Annotated in this window: 13 protein-coding genes and 1 riboswitch; of the genes, 9 read left to right on the top strand and 4 right to left on the bottom strand. The window is 70.1% G+C overall.

All coding sequences use genetic code 11. The annotated features are described in order from the left end of the window. Positions 1–4: 4 nt before the first annotated feature. Entirely contained in the window at positions 5–1,702 is a 1,698-nt protein-coding gene (locus QZV97_RS12130; RefSeq protein WP_295642241.1) for a hypothetical protein, read from the bottom strand. A 147-nt stretch (positions 1,703–1,849) separates the two neighbouring features. Continuing rightward, positions 1,850–2,401 carry a hypothetical protein gene (locus tag QZV97_RS12125; protein ID WP_295642239.1) on the bottom strand — a complete coding sequence of 184 codons (552 nt, stop codon included), beginning with the start codon at positions 2,399–2,401 and terminating at the stop codon, positions 1,850–1,852. Between the two features lie 99 nt (positions 2,402–2,500). Further along, positions 2,501–2,600: riboswitch (S-adenosyl-L-homocysteine riboswitch) on the top strand. Between the two features lie 102 nt (positions 2,601–2,702). Here QZV97_RS12125 and metH point away from each other — a divergent pair. The 4 genes from metH (at position 2,703) to QZV97_RS12105 (ending at position 9,564) form a co-directional block, all read left to right on the top strand. Then, positions 2,703–5,405: a methionine synthase gene (gene metH, locus QZV97_RS12120; RefSeq protein WP_295642237.1), complete on the top strand. Its 2,703-nt coding sequence runs from the start codon at positions 2,703–2,705 to the stop codon at positions 5,403–5,405. A 235-nt stretch (positions 5,406–5,640) separates the two neighbouring features. Next, positions 5,641–7,434 carry a DUF1800 domain-containing protein gene (locus tag QZV97_RS12115; protein ID WP_295642235.1) on the top strand — a complete coding sequence of 598 codons (1,794 nt, stop codon included), beginning with the start codon at positions 5,641–5,643 and terminating at the stop codon, positions 7,432–7,434. A 13-nt stretch (positions 7,435–7,447) separates the two neighbouring features. Then, complete coding sequence (locus QZV97_RS12110; protein WP_295642233.1) at positions 7,448–8,929, top strand: DUF1501 domain-containing protein; 1,482 nt, start codon at positions 7,448–7,450, stop codon at positions 8,927–8,929. Positions 8,930–9,027: 98 nt separating this feature from the next. Then, on the top strand, positions 9,028–9,564 hold the full coding sequence (locus QZV97_RS12105; RefSeq protein WP_295642231.1) for a glycine zipper 2TM domain-containing protein: 537 nt from the start codon (positions 9,028–9,030) through the stop codon (positions 9,562–9,564). A gap of 9 nt (positions 9,565–9,573) precedes the next feature. Here QZV97_RS12105 and QZV97_RS12100 read toward each other — a convergent pair whose 3' ends face one another. Then, entirely contained in the window at positions 9,574–11,091 is a 1,518-nt protein-coding gene (locus tag QZV97_RS12100; RefSeq protein ID WP_295642229.1) for a YifB family Mg chelatase-like AAA ATPase, read from the bottom strand. A 232-nt stretch (positions 11,092–11,323) separates the two neighbouring features. Between QZV97_RS12100 and QZV97_RS12095 the strand changes: the two genes are divergently transcribed. The 5 genes from QZV97_RS12095 to QZV97_RS12075 all read left to right on the top strand — a co-directional run bounded on the left by QZV97_RS12095 (position 11,324) and on the right by QZV97_RS12075 (position 17,483). Then, on the top strand, positions 11,324–12,124 hold the full coding sequence (locus QZV97_RS12095) for a TorF family putative porin (protein ID WP_295642227.1): 801 nt from the start codon (positions 11,324–11,326) through the stop codon (positions 12,122–12,124). Between the two features lie 22 nt (positions 12,125–12,146). After that, positions 12,147–12,485, top strand: a complete 339-nt coding sequence (gene glnK / locus QZV97_RS12090) for a P-II family nitrogen regulator (protein WP_295642225.1) — start codon at positions 12,147–12,149, stop codon at positions 12,483–12,485. 29 nt (positions 12,486–12,514) lie between these two features. Continuing rightward, entirely contained in the window at positions 12,515–14,038 is a 1,524-nt protein-coding gene (amt, locus tag QZV97_RS12085) for an ammonium transporter (RefSeq protein WP_295642223.1), read from the top strand. 145 nt (positions 14,039–14,183) lie between these two features. Next, a complete protein-coding gene (gene gshA / locus QZV97_RS12080) occupies positions 14,184–15,479 on the top strand; it encodes a glutamate--cysteine ligase (protein WP_295642221.1) in 1,296 nt (431 codons plus the stop codon). A gap of 117 nt (positions 15,480–15,596) precedes the next feature. Beyond that, positions 15,597–17,483, top strand: coding sequence for a potassium transporter Kup (locus QZV97_RS12075; protein WP_295642219.1), 1,887 nt, complete (start codon positions 15,597–15,599; stop codon positions 17,481–17,483). A gap of 10 nt (positions 17,484–17,493) precedes the next feature. On the opposite strand, the gene QZV97_RS12070 is transcribed toward QZV97_RS12075, so the two are convergent. Continuing rightward, positions 17,494–18,390, bottom strand: coding sequence for a LysR family transcriptional regulator (locus QZV97_RS12070; RefSeq protein WP_295642217.1), 897 nt, complete (start codon positions 18,388–18,390; stop codon positions 17,494–17,496). Positions 18,391–18,397 lie beyond the last annotated feature (7 nt).

The following is an 18,397-nucleotide window of genomic DNA, read 5'->3' as shown; positions in this document are numbered from 1 at the left end:
CTTGTCAGGGCCGCAGCACCGAGACGCTGAAGAAGCCGTTGGTCGGCGCGCCGCCGGACACCACGGTGAAGCCGGTGCCCTGGGTCGGCAGGAAGATGCCCTCGGCGCAGGCCAGGGTCGGGCCGCCGATGCCGGTGGTGCAGCTGTTCAGCGCGCGGTAGAGCATGCCGGTGCGGGGCGCGTTGAACGCCCGCACGTCGACCCGGCTGTCACCGGCCCGGATGCGGGTCACCGTGTTGGGCGTGACCGTGGTGTTGATCGAGGTGATCTCCACCGACTGGGCGTTGATGGCACTGACGCCCGTGGCGGTGTAGACCATCTCCCAGAACGGCGTGACGGTGCCCACGATCTGCGCGCTCGCATCCACCGGGGTCTGGCGCCGCAGGATGGCCACGCCGGGCAGGCCGTCGTCGATTCCGATGATGAAGATGGTCACGACGCCGTCGGCCGTCTTGTGCGGCAGCCAGCGCGTGACGCTGGTGACGTTGGTCGTGAGGTCGCGATCGTTGTAGGTGCCGTCGGGCCGCTGGATCAGGCGCCGCGGGGTGGCGTCGCCGGGCTGGGTGTCGTCGACCAGGTTGATGAAGTTCTGGCTGTTCGACAGGGTGCCGTCGGCCGCGATGGTGACGGTGCCGTTGATCGGCACGAAGGCCGCGCCCTCCTGTCCGTAGCCGACGTAGTTGTAGCTGCCTGCCAGCTCGGCCGTGGTCAGCGTCGTGCGGGGGAAGCCGATCGTGCCCTTGAACGTGCCGGCCTCGGGGAAGCGCGTGGCGAAGATGCCCGAGGAGGAGACGACGATCTCGTCGCCGCCGCCGCCGCCGCCGGCCGGGCCGCTGACGGGGATGGTGAAGCGGCACGGCTCGCCTGCCACCGGCGTCAGCGTGGCCACGGTCGGCGTGGGCTGGTCGGTGTCGAAGGTGGCGGTCAGCGCGGTCGCGTCGACCACGACCAGCGAGCTGTTGCCGATCGAGAGCTGCGGGTCGCGCGGCTCGATGTTCCAGTACTCGCCGCTGCGCAGCGACGGGCAGGTTGCCGAGGCCGGCGCGACCAGGTTGCGGACCGGGTCCGGGCTGCCGGGGTTGGCGACCAAAGCCGCCGCCACGGCCTGCAGGTCGGTGCCGGCGGCGGCCAGCACGTCGCCGAACTGGTCGAGCCGCTGATCGGTCGCGTCGCCGATCGCGAAGGCGGTGGTGATCGGGTCGAAGCCCGAGATGTCGACGCGCCCGTTCAGCGCCGTGGTGAGCGCGGTGCGCGCGCTGGCGATGTTGGCCGCGGTGAGGCGGGCCTGGATGTCGGGCGTGAGCGTCGTCGAGGTCGGCACGGCGCCCAGCACCTGAGCCGTCATCAGCGTGGTCAGCGGCGTGAGGTTGACCGTGCTCGGGTTGGCGCTGCCGGCAGCGACCATCGAGTAGTAGGTGCTGCCGCCGCCCGTCACCTGCACCAGGCAGGGCGCGACGCCGGAGGTGATGGTGACGCTGTAGCTGCCGTTGGCGGCCGTGGTGGCCTGGCCGCTGCCGCTGGCGCAGGTGACCGACACGGCGCCGCCGGCGATCGGCGCGCCGGTCGCGGCGGTGCCGCCGATGCCGACGCCGGTGGCGGCCGGCGGCTGAGCTGGTGCGTCGTCCCCGCCTCCGCCGCCGCAGGCGCCGAGGGCGAGCAGGGCGGCCACGGTCACCGGGCCAAGAAGGTGTGCATGTCTCATGGAGTCCTCCGGGTTGTCGTGCGATGTCGAGAGCGATGGCGAGGGCGACTCGATGTCGACCTCGACAGGCACGAACGGTAGGAAGGGCATCCGAGCTGCGCATCCTCCAGACGGATGAGGATCGCGGCGCCACCCCGGGGACTGGGGCTACTTGTTGATCGGCCGGTCGCTCAGCACGATCTCCAGCCCCGCGCCGGCGGCGCGATCCACGCCGGCGATGCGTGAGATCGGCACGCCGCGCGCCACCAGGTAGTCGCGCGCGCTCGCGCCGCGGTCGACGGCCAGCTGCGGCGAGGCCTTCTCCTCGGTGGGTGCGGCGATGCGCAGCTCGGTGACGGCGGCGTGGGGCTTGAAGCCGGCCGCGATCTGGTCGAGCACGGCCGCCGCGGCGGGCTTGACGGCCGAGCGGCCGGGATCGAAGGCGTGGCGCAGCGGCACCTCGACGCGCAGGCGCTTGTCGCCGGTGGACTCGACCACGACCGGCGTGCCGCGCAGCACGTCCTGCAGGCGCGTGCGCTGCGCTTCCAGGGCGGGCGACAAGCCGGAACCGAACAGGCCACCGAAGATCGACGGCGATGACGGTGCAGGCGCCGGGTCGGCGCCGGGGGCGGCGGGCGTGCCGGGCCGGTTGGCGCAGCCGGCCAGGCCGGCCGCCAGGGCGGTGCAGAGGGCGAGCGAGCGGAGCGGGGGCGTGTTCATGGCCGCGCATTCCACCCGCTGCGCGATTCCGGCACAAGCGGGCTGCCCCGCGAGCGGGTGAGGCTTTGTAAGCGGCGCGCCCGGGCCCTTAAAATCGGGGCACTCGAGGAGCGTTGCGACGGCCCGGCCCCTGGCCCGGTCGCCAGGCTCGGGTCGGCGGTGGGGCAACCCGCTGCCTTGGCAACGGCGCTCACCGACCCGCTGCCCGGCGGGCTGCGGGTGGGCCGCAGCACCGGGCGCGGCCTAGGGCCCGAACGCCATGACTGCTGCCGACCATCCCGACCTTGCCGGTGTTCCTCCGATGCGCCTGTCCGGCCTCGAGCCGGTGGCGATCGGCGAAAGCTCCCTGTTCGTCAACATCGGCGAGCGCACCAACGTCACCGGCTCCAAGGCCTTCGCGCGGATGATCCTGAATGGTCAGTTCGAGGAGGCGCTGGCGGTCGCGCGCCAGCAGGTCGAGAACGGCGCCCAGGTCATCGACGTGAACATGGACGAGGCCATGCTCGACAGCGTGGCGGCGATGGAGCGCTTCCTGAAGCTGATCGCCTCCGAACCCGAGATCGCGCGCGTGCCGATCATGATCGACAGCTCGAAGTGGAGCGTCATCGAGGCGGGCCTCAAGTGCATCCAGGGCAAGGGCATCGTCAACTCGATCTCGATGAAGGAGGGCGAGGCCGAGTTCAAGCGCCAGGCCACGCTGGTGCGCCGCTACGGCGCCGCCGCCGTGGTCATGGCCTTCGACGAGCAAGGCCAGGCCGACACCTTCGCGCGCAAGACCGAGATCTGCGCGCGCGCCTACCGCGTCCTGGTCGACGAGGTCGGCTTCGCGCCCGAAGACATCATCTTCGACCCCAACATCTTCGCGATCGCGACCGGCATCGAGGAGCACGACAACTACGCGGTCGACTTCATCGAGGCGACGCGCTGGATCAAGCAGAACCTGCCGGGCGCGAAGGTGTCGGGCGGCGTCAGCAACGTGAGCTTCAGCTTCCGCGGCAACGACCCGGTGCGCGAGGCCATCCACACCGTGTTCCTGTACCACGCGATCCAGGCCGGCATGGACATGGGCATCGTCAACGCCGGCATGGTGGGCGTCTACGACGACCTCGACGCCGAGCTGCGCGAGCGGGTGGAAGACGTGGTCCTCAATCGGCGCAAGGACTCCGGCGAGCGCCTGATCGAGATCGCCGACCGCGCCAAGAGCGCCGGCAAGGACGACTCGGCCCGCCTCGCCTGGCGCGCCGGCGACGTGAACGCGCGCCTGAGCCATGCGCTGGTGCACGGCATCACCGACTTCATCACCGAGGACACCGAGGAGGCCTGGGCAGCGATCCGCGCCGCCGGCGGCCGGCCGCTGCACGTGATCGAGGGTCCGTTGATGGCCGGCATGAACATCGTCGGCGACCTGTTCGGCGCCGGCAAGATGTTCCTGCCCCAAGTGGTGAAGAGTGCGCGCGTGATGAAGCAGGCGGTGGCCCACCTGCTGCCCTACATCGAGGCCGAGAAGCAGGCGCTGATCGACGCCGGCGGCGAAGCGAGGTCCAAGGGCAAGATCGTCATCGCCACCGTGAAGGGCGACGTGCACGACATCGGCAAGAACATCGTCACCGTCGTGCTCCAGTGCAACAACTTCGAGGTGGTGAACATGGGCGTGATGGTGCCCTGCCAGGACATCCTGGCGCGCGCCAAGGTCGAGGGCGCCGACATCATCGGCCTGTCCGGCCTGATCACGCCGAGCCTGGAAGAGATGCAGCACGTCGCCGCCGAGATGCAGCGCGACGACTACTTCCGCATCAAGAAGATCCCGCTGCTGATCGGCGGCGCCACCACCAGCCGCGTGCACACCGCGGTGAAGATCGCGCCGCACTACGAAGGCCCGGTGGTCTATGTGCCCGACGCCTCGCGCAGCGTGGGCGTGTGCAGCGAGCTGCTCAGCGACGAGCGCGCCGCGAAGTACATCGACGAACTGAAGGCCGACTACGACAAGGTGCGCGAGCTGCACGCCAGCAAGAAGGCCACGCCGATGGTCACGCTGGCCGAGGCGCGGGCGAACAAGGCGCCGGTCGACTGGAGCGCCTACACGCCACCGGCGCCGAAGTTCACCGGCCGGCGCCTGTTCAGGAACTACGACCTGGCCGAACTGGCGCAATCCATCGACTGGGGCCCGTTCTTCCAGACCTGGGACCTGGCGGGGCGCTTCCCGGAGATCCTGCGCGACGAGGTCGTGGGCCACGAGGCGCAGCGCGTGATGAGCGACGGCAAGCGCATGCTGCAGCGTCTGATCGAGGGCCGCTGGCTGCAGGCGCACGGCGTGATCGGCCTCTATCCGGCCAACACCGTGAATGACGACGACATCGAGCTCTACACCGACGAGTCGCGCACCGAGGTGCTGATGACCTGGCGCGGCCTGCGCATGCAGACCGAGCGGCCGGTGGTCGACGGGGTCAAGCGGCCCAACCGCTGCCTGGCCGACTTCGTGGCGCCCCGGGCCAGCGGCAAGGCCGACTACGTCGGCCTGTTCGCGGTGACGGCCGGGCTGGGCGTGGAGAAGAAGGTTGCTCAGTTCATGGCCGACCACGACGACTACTCATCGATCATGCTCAAGGCCCTGGCCGACCGTCTGGCCGAGGCCTTCGCCGAGCGGCTGCACCAGCGCGTGCGCACTGAGTTCTGGGGCTATGCGGACGGCGAGGCGCTGAGTCACGAGGACCTGATCGCCGAGAAGTACCGCGGCATCCGGCCGGCGCCCGGCTATCCGGCCTGCCCGGACCACCTGGTCAAGGCCGACATGTTCCGCGTGCTGCAGGCCGACGAGGCGCAGATGGCCCTGACCGAGAGCATGGCGATGACGCCGGCCGCCAGCGTCAGCGGCTTCTACCTCGCGCATCCCGACGCGACCTATTTCAACGTCGGCAAGATCGGCGAGGACCAGCTGGACGACTGGGCCCGGCGCACGCAGCAGGACGCCGAGCAGGCGCGGCGTGCGCTGTCGGCGCTGCTGTGAGCTGAGCGCGGCGGCGTTGCCGCCGCTTACAACGCTCGCATCCGCTCGCAGCTGCGACGGCGGGCGTCATGGTGTCATCTGCGACCGGAGGTAAGCCGCGCGCGAGGTGCCAACTATTGCCGCCCGCGCGCGACGGAATGCCGTGAAGAATGACCGTGCCGGTCGGGCATGCGGCTCGCATGTCGCGGCTGCAAAGAGCGACCGCGCTGTCACACGAAGAACAGGGAGAACCGACGTGAGTACGCACCGTACGACGACGAACGCGCCTGCGCGCGCGCTGCGCCTGGCCGGCGGGCTGCTGCTGGCCGCCGTGCTGGCGGCCTGCGGCGGCGACAAGGACGAAGCCGAAGATCCGAACGCGATCTCCAACCAGCCGCCGGTGCCGACGACGCAGGGCGAGGCGGCGCGCTTCCTGGCGCAGGCCAGCTTCGGGCCGACGGAGGCCGAGATCAACAGCGTGGCGCAGTACGGCTACGCGGCCTGGCTGACCTCGCAGTTCGCGCGGCCACAGAGCCTCCACCGCGACTACATGGATGCCCGCCAGGCAGCGCGCACCGCGGCCAACGAGGGCGGCGTCGACCAGAACGACTTCTTCGAGTCGTGGTGGCAGCAGGCCGCCACCGGCCCCGACCAGCTGCGCCAGCGGGTCGCCTTCGCGATGTCGCAGATCTTCGTGATCTCCTTCGTCGACGGCACCGTCAGCCAGTACCCGCGCGGCGTCGCGTCGTACTACGACATGCTGGGGCGCAACGCCTTCGGCAACTTCCGCGACGTGCTGCGCGACGTGAGCCTGCATCCGATGATGGGCATCTATCTCTCGCATCTGCGCAACCAGAAGGAGAGCACGACGCGGGTGCCCGACGAGAACTACGCGCGCGAGGTCATGCAGCTGTTCTCGATCGGCCTGTATCAGCTGAACCAGGACGGCACGCCGCAGCTCGCGGGCGGCCTGCCGGTCGAGACCTACACGACCGCCGACGTGCAAGGCCTGGCCAAGGTCTTCACCGGCTGGAGCTGGTATGCCGGCCCCAACCAGAGCGACCGCACCAACAGCCGCTTCTACGGCGGCAACGCCAACGCCGACCGCGACTGGCAGGCCATGGTGGCCTACAACAAGTACGCATCGAACACCGACTTCCACTCGGCGTCGGAGAAGAGCTTCCTCGGCCGCACGATCGCCGCCCAGGGCAGCAACCCCGACCCCGAGGGCGACCTCAACACCGCGATCGACACGCTGTTCAATCATCCCAATGCCGGGCCCTTCCTGTGCAAGCAGCTGATCCAGCGGCTGGTGAGCAGCAATCCGTCGCCGGCCTACGTGGGGCGCTGCGCCGGCGCCTTCGCCGGGGCGGCGGGCGGGGTGCGCGGCGACATGCAGGCGGTGATCCGCGCCGTCCTGCTGGACACCGAGGCACGCAGCTACAGCGTGGTCGACGTGCAGTACGGCAAGCTGCGCGAGCCGGTCCTGCGCCTGGCGCACTGGATGCGCGCCTTCAAGGCCAGCGCGGCCGACACCGGCGGGCGCTTCCGCGGCATCGGCAACACCGACGACGTGGCCACCGCGCTGGGCCAGACGCCGATGCGCTCGGGCTCGGTCTTCAACTTCTACCGGCCCGGCTACACGCCGCCCAACACGACGATCGCGACGGCCGGCCTGGTCGCGCCCGAGCTGCAGATCGCGCACGAGGTGTCGGTCGCCGGCTACCTGAACTACCTGCGCGGCTGGGTGCCGATCAGCACCTCCGCCTCGCGCTACGTGCGGCAGGACTACACGGCCGAGCTGGCGCTGGCCGACAACCCCGCGGGGCTGGTGGACCGCATGAACCTGCTGCTGATGTCGTCGCAGATGAGCGACGCGCTGCGCACGACGATCGTCAACGCCGTCACCTCGCGCACGGTGCCGGCGCCGGTCACCAACAGCAGCGGTGTGGTCACCAACCAGACCACCATCGACAACGCGAGGCGGGACCGCGTCTACATCGCGATCTTCCTGTCGATGGCCTCGCCCGACTACCTGATCCAGAAGTGAGCCGGAGTTCGCCATGACGAAGATCAACGCCTCGCGCCGCGAATTCCTGCGTGCCGCCTCGGTCCTGGGCGGCACGGTCGGCAGCGCCGCTGCGCCGCTGGCGCTCAACCTGTCGATGATGGGCAATGCGGCGGCGCAGTCGACCGGCTACCGCGCCATCGTCTGCCTGTTCCTCTACGGTGGCAACGACTCGGCCAACATGGTGCTGCCGACCGACGCCACCTCCTGGAGCGCCTACACGTCGACGCGGTCGACGGCGCCCGACCCGATCGCGCTGCGGCCGGTGGGCACGGCGCGCGACCTGGGCGCCAACTCGGCGCTGCTCGACTACCTGGGCGGCGTGCTGCCGGTGACGCCCGACTTCACGCAGTTCGCGTCGCCGAACAACACGCGGACCTACGCGGTGCACCCGGCGATGCCCGAGGTGCAGTCGCTGTTCAGCCAGGGACGGCTGGGCATCGTCGCCAACGCCGGCCCGCTGGTCGAGCCGCTGGCCAACAAGGCGGCCTATCGCTCCAGCGCGACGCGCAAGCCGGCCAAGCTGTTCTCGCACAACGACCAGCAATCCACGTGGCAGGCCCTGGCGCCCGAGGGTGCGCGCGTCGGCTGGGGCGGGCGGCTCGGCGACCTGGTCGCGTCCGGCAACGGGCAGGCGATCTTCACCAACATCTCGGCGGCGGGCAACGCGGTCTTCATGGCCGGCAACACGGTCTTCCAGTACCAGGTGGGCAGCGGCGGCGCGACCGCGATCCGCGGCCTGCCCGGCGTCGATGCCAACCTGTTCGGATCGGCCGCGGCCGGCACCGCGCTGCAGAACATCGTCACCGCCGACAACCAGCACCTGTTCGCGAAGGAGTACGCCGCGATCACCCGGCGCTCGGTCGATGCGCGCGTGCAGTTCCAGGCCGCCTACACGCCGACCGACACGGTGGTGCCGGCGATCACGCAGTACACGAGCCCGCTCACGCGCCTGCCGGCGAACAACGCGCTGGCGACGCAGCTGCGCACCGTGGCGCGCATCATCGCCGCGAGCACGGCGCTCGGCGCCACGCGGCAGGTGTTCTTCGTCAGCATGGGCGGCTTCGACACCCACGACAACCAGAACCGCAGCCATGCGGACCTGATGGCGCGGCTGTCGCACGCGATCGGCGAGTTCGACCGCATCCTCGGCACGGCGCGCGGCCAGGTCACGCTGTTCACCGCGTCGGACTTCGGGCGCACCTTCACCAGCAACGGCGACGGCACCGACCACGGCTGGGGCTCGCACCACTTCGTCTACGGCGGCGCGGTGCGCGGCCGCGAGATCTACGGCCGCTTCCCGACCGTCGGCCTCAACCACGACGACGAAGTCGGCTCGGGCAGCTTCCTGCCCGGCGTCGCGGTCGACCAGATCGGTGGCACGCTGGGGCGCTGGTTCGGCGTCAGCGACAGCAACCTCGACACGGTGTTCCCGAACCTGAACCGCTTCCAGCGCGACCTCGGCTTCATCGTCTGAGGCCGCGGCACGGCGAAACGCCGGCTTACATCTGAGAGGCGGCGTCTCGAAACGCCGGGCATCGACGCCCGTCCAACCGAGCGGAAGGAGTCGAGATCATGGAAACTACACAAGCCGGTCCCGCGCCGGCGAACCTGCCGCGCTGGATCTGGGTTGCAGGCGGCGCGGTCGCGCTGACCATCGCCGGCATCGCCAGCGCTCTGGCGCTGCAGAACGTCCGCCAGGCCGAGGCGCCACCGGTCGAGAAGGCGGCGGTTGTCGCCGCGACGACAGCGCCTCGTGCGGCACCGAAACCCGTCGCGGCGACCTGCGCCCAGTGCGGCGTGGTCGAGTCGGTGCAGGCCGTCAAGCTCAAGGGCGAGGCCAGCGGCGTCGGCGCCGTGGCCGGCGGCGTGCTGGGCGGCGTGGTCGGCAACCAGTTCGGCAAGGGCAACGGGCGCACCGCGATGACGGTGCTGGGTGCCGTCGGCGGCGGCGTGGCCGGTCACGAGGTCGAGAAGAACGTCAAGGCGAAGACCGTCTTCAACGTCAAGCTGCGCATGGACGACGGCACGACGCGCACCGTGCAGCAGTCCCAGGCGCCCGCGGTCGGCGCGCGCGTGCAGGTCGAGGGTTCGACGCTGCGCGCCCTCTGAGCGGGGCGCTCAGCCCGTGCTCAGAACGCGCCGGTACTGGATGGCCTCGGCCATGTGCGCGACGGCGATCGTGTCCGCACCCGCCAGATCGGCGATGGTGCGGGCGACGCGCAGCAGCCGGTGCTGGCTGCGCGCCGACCAGCCGAGGCGGCCGGCCGCCTTCTGCATGAACTGACTCGCGGCGCTGTCGACGGCGGCGTGGCGGTCGAGCGCGTCGCTTTCCAGCAGCGCGTTGGCGCAGCCCTGGCGCGCGTGCTGGCGCTCGCGGGCGCGGGCCGCGCGGGCCGCGACGGCGTCGCCGGGTTCACCGTCGGGCGCGGCCGCCAGCGCCTCGGGAGTGACCGCCGGCACCTCGATCTGCAGATCCACGCGGTCCAGCAGCGGGCCGCTGATGCGCCGCTGGTAGCGGGCGATCTGGTCGGGCGAGCAGCGGCAGGCCTTCAGCGGCGAGCCCGCGTGGCCGCAAGGGCAGGGGTTCATCGCCGCGATCAGCTGGAAGCGTGCCGGGAACTCGGCCTGGCGCGCCGCGCGCGAGATCGTGATGCGGCCGGTCTCCAGCGGCTCGCGCAGGGCCTCGAGCGCGCTGCGCGGGAACTCCGGCCACTCGTCGAGGAACAGCACACCGTGGTGGGCCAGCGAGATCTCGCCGGGGCGCGGCGGCGATCCGCCGCCCACCAGCGCCGCCGCCGATGCGCTGTGATGCGGCGAGCGCACGACGCGCTGGCGCCAGCGCCCGACGTCGAAGCAGCCGGCGAGGCTCAGCACCGCCGCGGACTCCAGCGCCTGCTGGTCGTCGAGCGCAGGCAGCAGGCCGGCGAAGCGCTGCGCCAGCATCGACTTGCCGGTGCCGGGCGGACCGACGAGCAGGACGCTGTGGCCGCCGGCCGCCGCGACCTCGAGCGCGCGCTTGGCGGCCGCCTGGCCCTTGACCTCGCGCAGGTCGGGCATCGGCGGCCGCGAGCCGGCCAGCGGCGTCGCGCGAGCGATCGGCAGCGGCTCGCGATCGGCTTCGGGGAGCAGAGAGCGCACCACGTCGAGCAGGTGCCGTGCGCTGCGGACCTGCAGGCCGTCGACGAGGGCCGCCTCGCCGGCGCTGTCGGCGGGCAGCACCGGCGTGCGCGCCGAGCCCCGCCGCCGGGCCGCGAGCGCCATCGCCAGCGCGCCGCGCACGGGACGCAGGTCGCCGGCGAGCGACAGCTCACCGGCGAACTCGAACTCCGCCAGCCGCGCCGCGTCGATCTGGCCGGCGGCCGCCAGGATGCCCAGCGCGATCGGCAGGTCGAAGCGGCCCGACTCCTTGGGCAGGTCGGCCGGCGCGAGGTTGACCGTGATGCGCTTGTTGTGCGGGAACTCGAGCCCGCTGTTCAGCAAGGCGGCGCGGACCCGCTCGCGCGCCTCCTTCACCTCGGTGTCGGCCAGGCCGACCAGGGTGAAGCTCGGCAGGCCGTTGGCCAGATGCACCTCGACGGTGACCTCGGGGGCCTCGAGCCCATCGAGGGCGCGGCTGTGGACGACGGCAAGCGACATGGTCTCGTCATGATGGTCGGCGACCGCGCGATGCCGTGCCCACCGTGGAAGGGATCGCGGGGGTTGCGCACCGGGCAGGTGCCGAATGTTTCAGGAAGCCCGTCTTTGGGGCGCAGAAGAAACAAGCCTCCCCGTCGAGGCTCGCGCCTCCCTGTTATGGCGCAGTGGCACAGAACGTGCAAAGCCACGCTGGCGCTCTGTTCTGACCATCCCACCTACCGCAGGAGAACCCATGAGACAAACGAAGTTGGCCTTGGCGGCCGTGCTCGCCCTGAGTGGCATGTCCGCGTTTGCCGCCGATGAGCCGAAGTCCGACTGGACGATCACCGGCAATGCCGGCCTGTACAGCGACTACCGCTTCCGCGGCATCTCGCAGACCAACAAGAAGCCGGCCTTCCAGGGCGGCTTCGACATCGGTCACGCGTCAGGCTTCTATGCCGGCAACTGGAACTCCAACGTCGACAGCGTCTTCTTCGGCGGCGCCAACATCGAGATGGACTTCTACGGCGGCTACAAGGGCAGCCTCGGCGACCTGGGCTACGACATCGGCGGCCTGTACTACTACTACCCGGGCAGCGACGCCCTGGTCGGCTCGCCCAAGATCAAGAACACCGAGATCTACTTCGGCCTGAGCTACGGCCCGATCAGCGGCAAGCTCTACTACCCGGTGTCCGACTTCTTCAGCGCCGAGAAGCTCACGACCTTCTTCGGCGGCACGGCCGAGAACGCGGCCGGCTCGTACTACCTCGACGTGTCGGGCGGCTACGACCTCGGCGGCGGCTTCGGCCTGACCGGCCACGTCGGCTACCAGAAGCTCAAGGGTTCGGCCCGCCTCATCGAGATCGGTGGCACCACGCCGGTGGAGAGCTACGTCGACTGGAAGGTCGGCGTCACCTACACGTTCAGCAATGCCTTCGTGCTGGGGCTGTCGTACATCGACACCAACCGGGACTTCACCGGCGGCACGGCGGCGCTGAGCAACCGCAAGATCAGCAGCAGCGCCGCGGTGCTGTCGCTGAGCAAGACCTTCTAAGCCCCCCGAAGGAGAGACCGTCATGAAGATGGTGACTGCGATCGTCAAGCCGTTCAAGCTGGACGAAGTGCGCGAGGCCCTGAGCAGCATCGGTGTGCAGGGCATCACCGTGACCGAAGTCAAGGGCTTCGGTCGCCAGAAGGGCCACACCGAGCTGTACCGCGGTGCGGAATACGTCGTCGACTTTCTGCCGAAGGTGAAGATCGAGGCAGCCGTCGACGACGCGATCGTGGACCGCGTGATCGAGGCCGTGGAGGCCTCGGCCCGCACCGGCAAGATCGGCGACGGCAAGATCTTCGTCACCAGCCTCGAGCAGGTCATCCGCATCCGCACCGGCGAGACCGGCAAGGACGCGCTCTGAGCGGCCTCACCAGGAACGAGACAACCATCATGAGAAAACTCTTTGCTTCCCTCGCCGCTGCGCTCGCAGTCGGCGTGGCGACGCTCGGCTTCGCCGGCGCCGCCTTCGCGCAGGACGCGGCGTCCGCGCCGGCCGTCGCGGCTTCTGCCGCGGCGGTCGTCGAGGCCGCCGCCTCGGCTGCGGCGCCCGCGGCTGCGGCTTCCGAAGCCGCTGCGGCTCCGGCTCCCGTGGCCAACAAGGGCGACGTCGCGTGGATGATCGTCGCCACGCTGCTGGTGATCCTGATGACCGTGCCCGGCCTCGCGCTGTTCTACGGCGGCCTGGTCCGCAGCAAGAACATGCTGTCGGTGCTGATGCAGGTGATGGTCACCTTCTCGCTGATCGTCGTGCTGTGGTTCGTCTACGGCTACAGCCTGGCGTTCACCGAAGGATCGGCCTACATCGGCGGCCTGGATCGCCTCTTCATGAAGGGCCTGTTCGACCCCGCCACCGGCGCGTTCGCGATGGGGGCGACCTTCAGCAAGGGCGTCTACATCCCCGAGCTGCTGTTCGCGGCCTTCCAGGCGACCTTCGCCGGCATCACCTGCTGCCTGATCGTCGGCGCCTTCGCCGAACGCATCAAGTTCGGCGCGGTGCTGATGTTCATGGTGCTGTGGTTCACCTTCAGCTACCTGCCGATCGCCCACATGGTCTGGTACTGGATGGGCCCGGACGCCTACGCCACCGCCGAGGTCGTCGATGCGATGAACGGCAAGGCCGGCCTGATCTGGCAGTGGGGCGCGCTCGACTTCGCGGGCGGCACCGTGGTGCACATCAACGCCGGTGTCGCCGGCCTGGTGGGCGCGTACATGATCGGCAAGCGCGTCGGCTACGGCAAGGAGGCGTTCACGCCGCACTCGCTGACGCTGACGATGGTCGGTGCCTCGCTGCTGTGGGTCGGCTGGTTCGGCTTCAACGCCGGCTCGGCGCTGGAAGCCAGCAACAGCGCGGTGCTCGCCTTCGCCAACACCTTCTCGGCCACGTCGGCCGCGGTGCTGGCCTGGTGCATCGGTGAAGCGATGATCAAGGGCAAGGCCTCGATGCTGGGCGCCGCGTCCGGCGCCGTCGCGGGCCTGGTGGCGATCACCCCGGCGGCCGGCAACGTCGGCCTGATGGGCGCGATCATCGTCGGCTTCGTCGCCGGCTTCGCCTGCCTGTGGGGCGTCAGCGGCCTGAAGAAGCTGCTGGGTGCCGACGACGCGCTGGACGTGTTCGGCGTGCACGGCATCGGCGGCATCGTCGGTGCGCTGCTGACCGGCGTGTTCAACACCCAGGCGCTCGGCGGCCCGGGCCTGGTCACCGACTGGGTCACGGCCACCGTCGGCTCCAACGCCATCGGCACGCAGGTGTGGATCCAGGCCAAGGCGGTGCTGCTGACCGTGGTCTGGTCGGGCGTCGTCGCGGCCATCGCCTTCAAGATCACCGACCTGGTGGTGGGCCTGCGCGTGGCCGAGGATGCCGAGCGCGAAGGCCTCGACATCACCTCGCACGGCGAGACGGCCTACCACGGCTGATCGAGGCGGGTGCGTTTCACGGCAGGGGCCGCCTTCGGGCGGCCCTTGTCTTTGGGGCCGGCGGCGCGGGGCCGGGCGGGCTTGCAAGCCGCGGGGCGATCACCACCTGCCTAGAATTCCGCTTCCCCCCGGCAAAGGCCTCGCCATGGTCCCCCACCTCATCACCGCGCTCACCGGCCCGATCAACGAGCTCGAGCAGCGCATCCTGGAGTCCATGCCGGCCATCGAGCGCTGGTTCCGGCTCGAGTGGATGGAGCACACGCCGCCTTTCTACACCTCGGTGGACGTGCGCAACGCCGGCTTCAAGCTGGCGCCGGTCGACACCAACCTCTATCCCGGCGGCTTCAACAACCTGACGCCCGAGATGCTCCCGCTGGCGGTGCAGGCGGCGATGGCGGCGATCGAGAAGATCTGCCCCGAGGCCAAGAACCTGCTGCTGATCCCCGAGAAGCACACCCGCAACAGCTTCTACCTGCAGAACGTGCAGCGGCTGATCCAGATCTTCGGTGCGGCCGGCCTGAATGTCCGCCTGGGCTCGCTCGACGACACGGTCACCGAGCCGACCACGCTGCCGTTGCCGGACGGCAGCGAGCTGCGCATCGAGCCGCTGCTGCGAACCAAGCGCCGCCTGGGCCTGAAGGACTTCGACCCCTGCACCATCCTGCTCAATAACGACCTGTCGGCCGGCATCCCCAAGGTGCTGGAAGGCCTGCACGAGCAGTACCTGCTGCCGCCGCTGCACGCCGGCTGGGCGGTGCGGCGCAAGAGCCAGCACTTCCAGTCCTACGAGGAGGTCGCCAAGAAGTTCGCCAAGCTGCTGGGCATGGACCCGTGGCTGATCAACCCGATGTTCGCCAGCTGCGGCAAGGTCAACTTCCAGGACGGCACCGGCCAGGAATGCGTGCAGAGCCATGCCGACGCGCTGCTGGGCAAGATCCGTCGCAAGTACAAGGAGTACGGCATCCAGGAGAAGCCGTTCGTCATCGTCAAGGCCGACGCGGGCACCTACGGCATGGGCATCATGACGGTGCGCGACGCGAAGGACCTGGACGAGCTGAACCGCAAGACGCGCAACAAGATGAGCACGATCAAGGACGGCCAGGAGGTCTCCGAGGTCATCATCCAGGAAGGCGTGCCGACCTACGAGCGCGTCAACGACGCGGTGGCCGAGCCGGTGGTCTACATGATCGACCGCTATGTCGTCGGCGGCTTCTACCGCGTGCACGCCGACCGCGGCATCGACGAGAACCTCAACTCGCCCGGCGCCAGCTTCGTGCCGCTGGCCTTCGCCGAGAGCAACCACCTGCCGCGCCCGGGCGAGAAGCCCGGCGCCAGTGCCCCCAACCGCTTCTACATGTACGGCGTGATCGGCCGGCTGGCGATGCTGGGTGCGAGCTACGAACTCGAGGCGACCGACCCCGACGCCGAGGTCTACGAATAGCGGCCCGGCCGCGGTCAGCCTGACCGCGGGGGTTGTTGCTGCACCGCAACATCGCCGCGCGCAGCGGCGCAGGTCGGCGGCGCACAATCGGCGCCTCCCCGCCCCGGCCCCCGCTTCGTGCAGCCCCGTTCCTCCGACCCGCCGTCCGGCGCCAAGCTGGCGGCCCTGACCCTCGGCGCCATCGGCGTCGTGTACGGCGACATCGGCACCAGCCCGCTGTACGCGCTGAAGGAGGTCTTCCTCCACGGCAAGATCGTCATCACGCCCGACAGCATCCTCGGCGTGCTGTCGATGTTCTTCTGGACGCTGACGGTCATCGTCTCGCTGAAGTACGTGCTGCTGATCCTGCGCGCCGACAACAACGGCGAGGGCGGCCTGATCGCGATGCTGGCGCTGGCCTCGACGGCGGTGAAGGAGCGGCCCGTGCTGCGCCGCCGCCTGCTGATGCTGGGCATCTTCGGCACCGCGATCTTCTTCGGCGACGGCGTCATCACGCCGGCGATCTCGGTGCTGTCGGCGGTCGAGGGCCTGGACGTCGCCGCGCCGGGCCTCAACAAGTACGTGATCCCGGTGACGCTGATCGTGCTGACGCTGCTGTTCGCGGCGCAGCGCTACGGCACCGGCCTGGTCGGCCGCTTCTTCGGGCCGATCTGCGCCTTGTGGTTCCTGGCGCTGATCGCACTCGGCCTGCCGCACATCGTGCGCGCCCCCGAGGTGCTGTGGGCGCTGAGCCCGCACCACGGCCTGGCCTTCATGGCGCAGAACCCGGGCGTCTCGTTCATCGCGCTCGGTGCCGTGGTGCTGTGCGTCACCGGGGCCGAGGCGCTGTATGCCGACATGGGTCACTTCGGCAAGCGGCCGATCCGGCTGGCCTGGTTCATCCTGGCGATGCCGGCGCTCGCGATCAACTACTTCGGCCAGGGGGCGATGCTGCTGCGCGAGCCGCACAAGGTGAACAACCCCTTCTACGAGATGGCGCCGGACTGGGCGCTGTACCCGCTGATCATCCTGGCGACCTGCGCGACGGTGATCGCCTCGCAGGCGCTGATCTCGGCGGCCTTCTCGGTCACCAAGCAGGCGATCCAGCTCGGCTACTTTCCGCGGCTGCGCGTGACCCACACCTCGGTCCGGGAGACCGGCCAGATCTACGTGCCCTTCGTGAACTGGGGCCTCTACGTCTGCATCGTGCTGGCGGTGGTGGCCTTCGGCTCCAGCAGCAAGCTCGCGGCGGCCTACGGCATCGCGGTGACGACCGACATGCTGATCACGACCACGATGACCTTCTTCGTGATCCGCTACGGCTGGAAGTACCCGCTGTGGCTGTGCTTCGCCGCGACCGGCTTCTTCTTCGTCGTCGACGCGATGTTCTTCGCCGCCAACGCCATCAAGATCCTCGACGGCGGCTGGTTCCCGCTGGCGATCGGCGCGGTGATGTTCACGCTGATGATGACCTGGAAGCAGGGCCGCAAGCTGCTGAGCGCCCGCCTGCGCGAGGAAGCGATCGACCTGAAGAGCTTCCTCGCGGCGGTCTTCGTCAGCCCGCCGACGCGCGTCGAGGGGACGGCCGTGTTCCTGTCGGCCGAGGCCGGCAGCACGCCCAACGCGCTGCTGCACAACCTCAAGCACAACAAGGTGCTGCACGAGCAGAACCTGTTCGTCACCGTCAGGCACCACGAGGTGCCGTGGATCAGCTTCGACAAGCGCGTCGAGGTCGAGTCGCTCGGCCACTGCTGCTGGCAGGTCACGCTGAACTTCGGCTTCAAGAACGAACCCGACGTGCCCGAGGCGCTGCAGCTGCTGGGCGGCCGCGGGATCCAGCTCGACGACATGGAGACCAGCTATTTCCTGTCGCGCGACATCGTCATCCCGACCATCGGCAGCGGCATGGCGCTGTGGCGCGAGAAGCTCTTCGCCAGCATGCACCGCAACGCCGCGGCGGCGGCCGACTTCCTGAACCTGCCGACCAACCGCGTCGTCGAGCTCGGCTCCAAGGTCGAGATCTGAGCGGTCGGCCTCAGCCGCCGAGCTGCTGCTTCAGGAAGTCCAGCAGCGCGCGGTTGCGCGACAGGCGCAGGCGCTCGGGCGTCGCGACCGCCGTGATGCGCGTGCCGTACTTCGTGTCGGGCGTCCACTCGGGCAGCACGCGCAGCAGGCGGCCGTCGGCCAGCGCCTCGTCGCACACATAGGCCGGCAGCAGCGCCACGCCCAGCCCGGCCAGCGCCGCGTCGGCGACCGCCTCGGCGCTGTTGGCGTGGTAGCGGCCGCGCACCTGCAGCTGGTGGCGGCGCGTGCCGTCGCCCAGCACCCAGCGGTCGTCGGACCGCTCGCGCCAGTAGCAGATGCAGCTATGGCCCGGCAGGTCCTGCGGTCCGGCCGGCGTGCCGGCGGCGGCCAGGTAGGCCGGCGCGGCGACCACCACCCAGGCGACGCTCGCCACCGACTCGGCCGCCAGTCCCTGCGGCGGCTGGTGCGTCCAGCGCAGCGCGAGGTCGATGCGCTCGGCGGCGAGGTCCATCATGCGGTCGGCCAGCAGCAACTCGATCTCGATCGCCGGGTGCTGGCGCAGGAAGGCCGGCAGGTGCCGCGCCAGCACGCGCGTGCCCCAGGAGGCGGGCGCGGTCAGGCGGATCTGGCCGCTCAGCTCGGCGCGCAGCTCGCGCAGCCGTTCCTCGGCCAGCGCGACCTCGGCCAGCGCGCGCCGGGCATGGTCGAGGTAGGCGTCGCCGGCCGGCGTCAGCGCGATCTTGCGGGTGCTGCGGCTGAACAGCGTCGACCTGAGCGCCGCCTCGAGCTGGGCGACGCGCTTGCTGGCCAGGCTCTTGCCGATGCCCAGCTCGGCGGCCGCGGCGCTGACGCTGCCGAGTTCGGCGACCTTCACGAAGGCGGCCAGCATGTCCGTCGAGAGCGCCATTGTTTCC

The sequence above is a fragment of the uncultured Methylibium sp. genome, from assembly GCF_902826655.1.
Classification (GTDB): domain Bacteria; phylum Pseudomonadota; class Gammaproteobacteria; order Burkholderiales; family Burkholderiaceae_C; genus Methylibium.
This window is presented reverse-complemented; position numbering and strand designations above follow the sequence as displayed.

Excerpts from the sequence above, each read along its gene's own strand:
- amt (WP_295642223.1), top strand. The coding sequence starts at position 12,515 with ATGAGAAAACTCTTTGCTTCCCTCGCCGCTGCGCTCGCAGTCGGCGTG.
- QZV97_RS12130 (WP_295642241.1), bottom strand. The coding sequence starts at position 1,702 with ATGAGACATGCACACCTTCTTGGCCCGGTGACCGTGGCCGCCCTGCTC.
- QZV97_RS12110 (WP_295642233.1), top strand. The coding sequence starts at position 7,448 with ATGACGAAGATCAACGCCTCGCGCCGCGAATTCCTGCGTGCCGCCTCG.
- QZV97_RS12125 (WP_295642239.1), bottom strand. The coding sequence starts at position 2,401 with ATGAACACGCCCCCGCTCCGCTCGCTCGCCCTCTGCACCGCCCTGGCG.
- QZV97_RS12100 (WP_295642229.1), bottom strand. The coding sequence starts at position 11,091 with ATGTCGCTTGCCGTCGTCCACAGCCGCGCCCTCGATGGGCTCGAGGCC.
- QZV97_RS12105 (WP_295642231.1), top strand. The coding sequence starts at position 9,028 with ATGGAAACTACACAAGCCGGTCCCGCGCCGGCGAACCTGCCGCGCTGG.
- gshA (WP_295642221.1), top strand. The coding sequence starts at position 14,184 with ATGGTCCCCCACCTCATCACCGCGCTCACCGGCCCGATCAACGAGCTC.
- QZV97_RS12095 (WP_295642227.1), top strand. The coding sequence starts at position 11,324 with ATGAGACAAACGAAGTTGGCCTTGGCGGCCGTGCTCGCCCTGAGTGGC.
- glnK (WP_295642225.1), top strand. The coding sequence starts at position 12,147 with ATGAAGATGGTGACTGCGATCGTCAAGCCGTTCAAGCTGGACGAAGTG.
- QZV97_RS12070 (WP_295642217.1), bottom strand. The coding sequence starts at position 18,390 with ATGGCGCTCTCGACGGACATGCTGGCCGCCTTCGTGAAGGTCGCCGAA.
- metH (WP_295642237.1), top strand. The coding sequence starts at position 2,703 with ATGCGCCTGTCCGGCCTCGAGCCGGTGGCGATCGGCGAAAGCTCCCTG.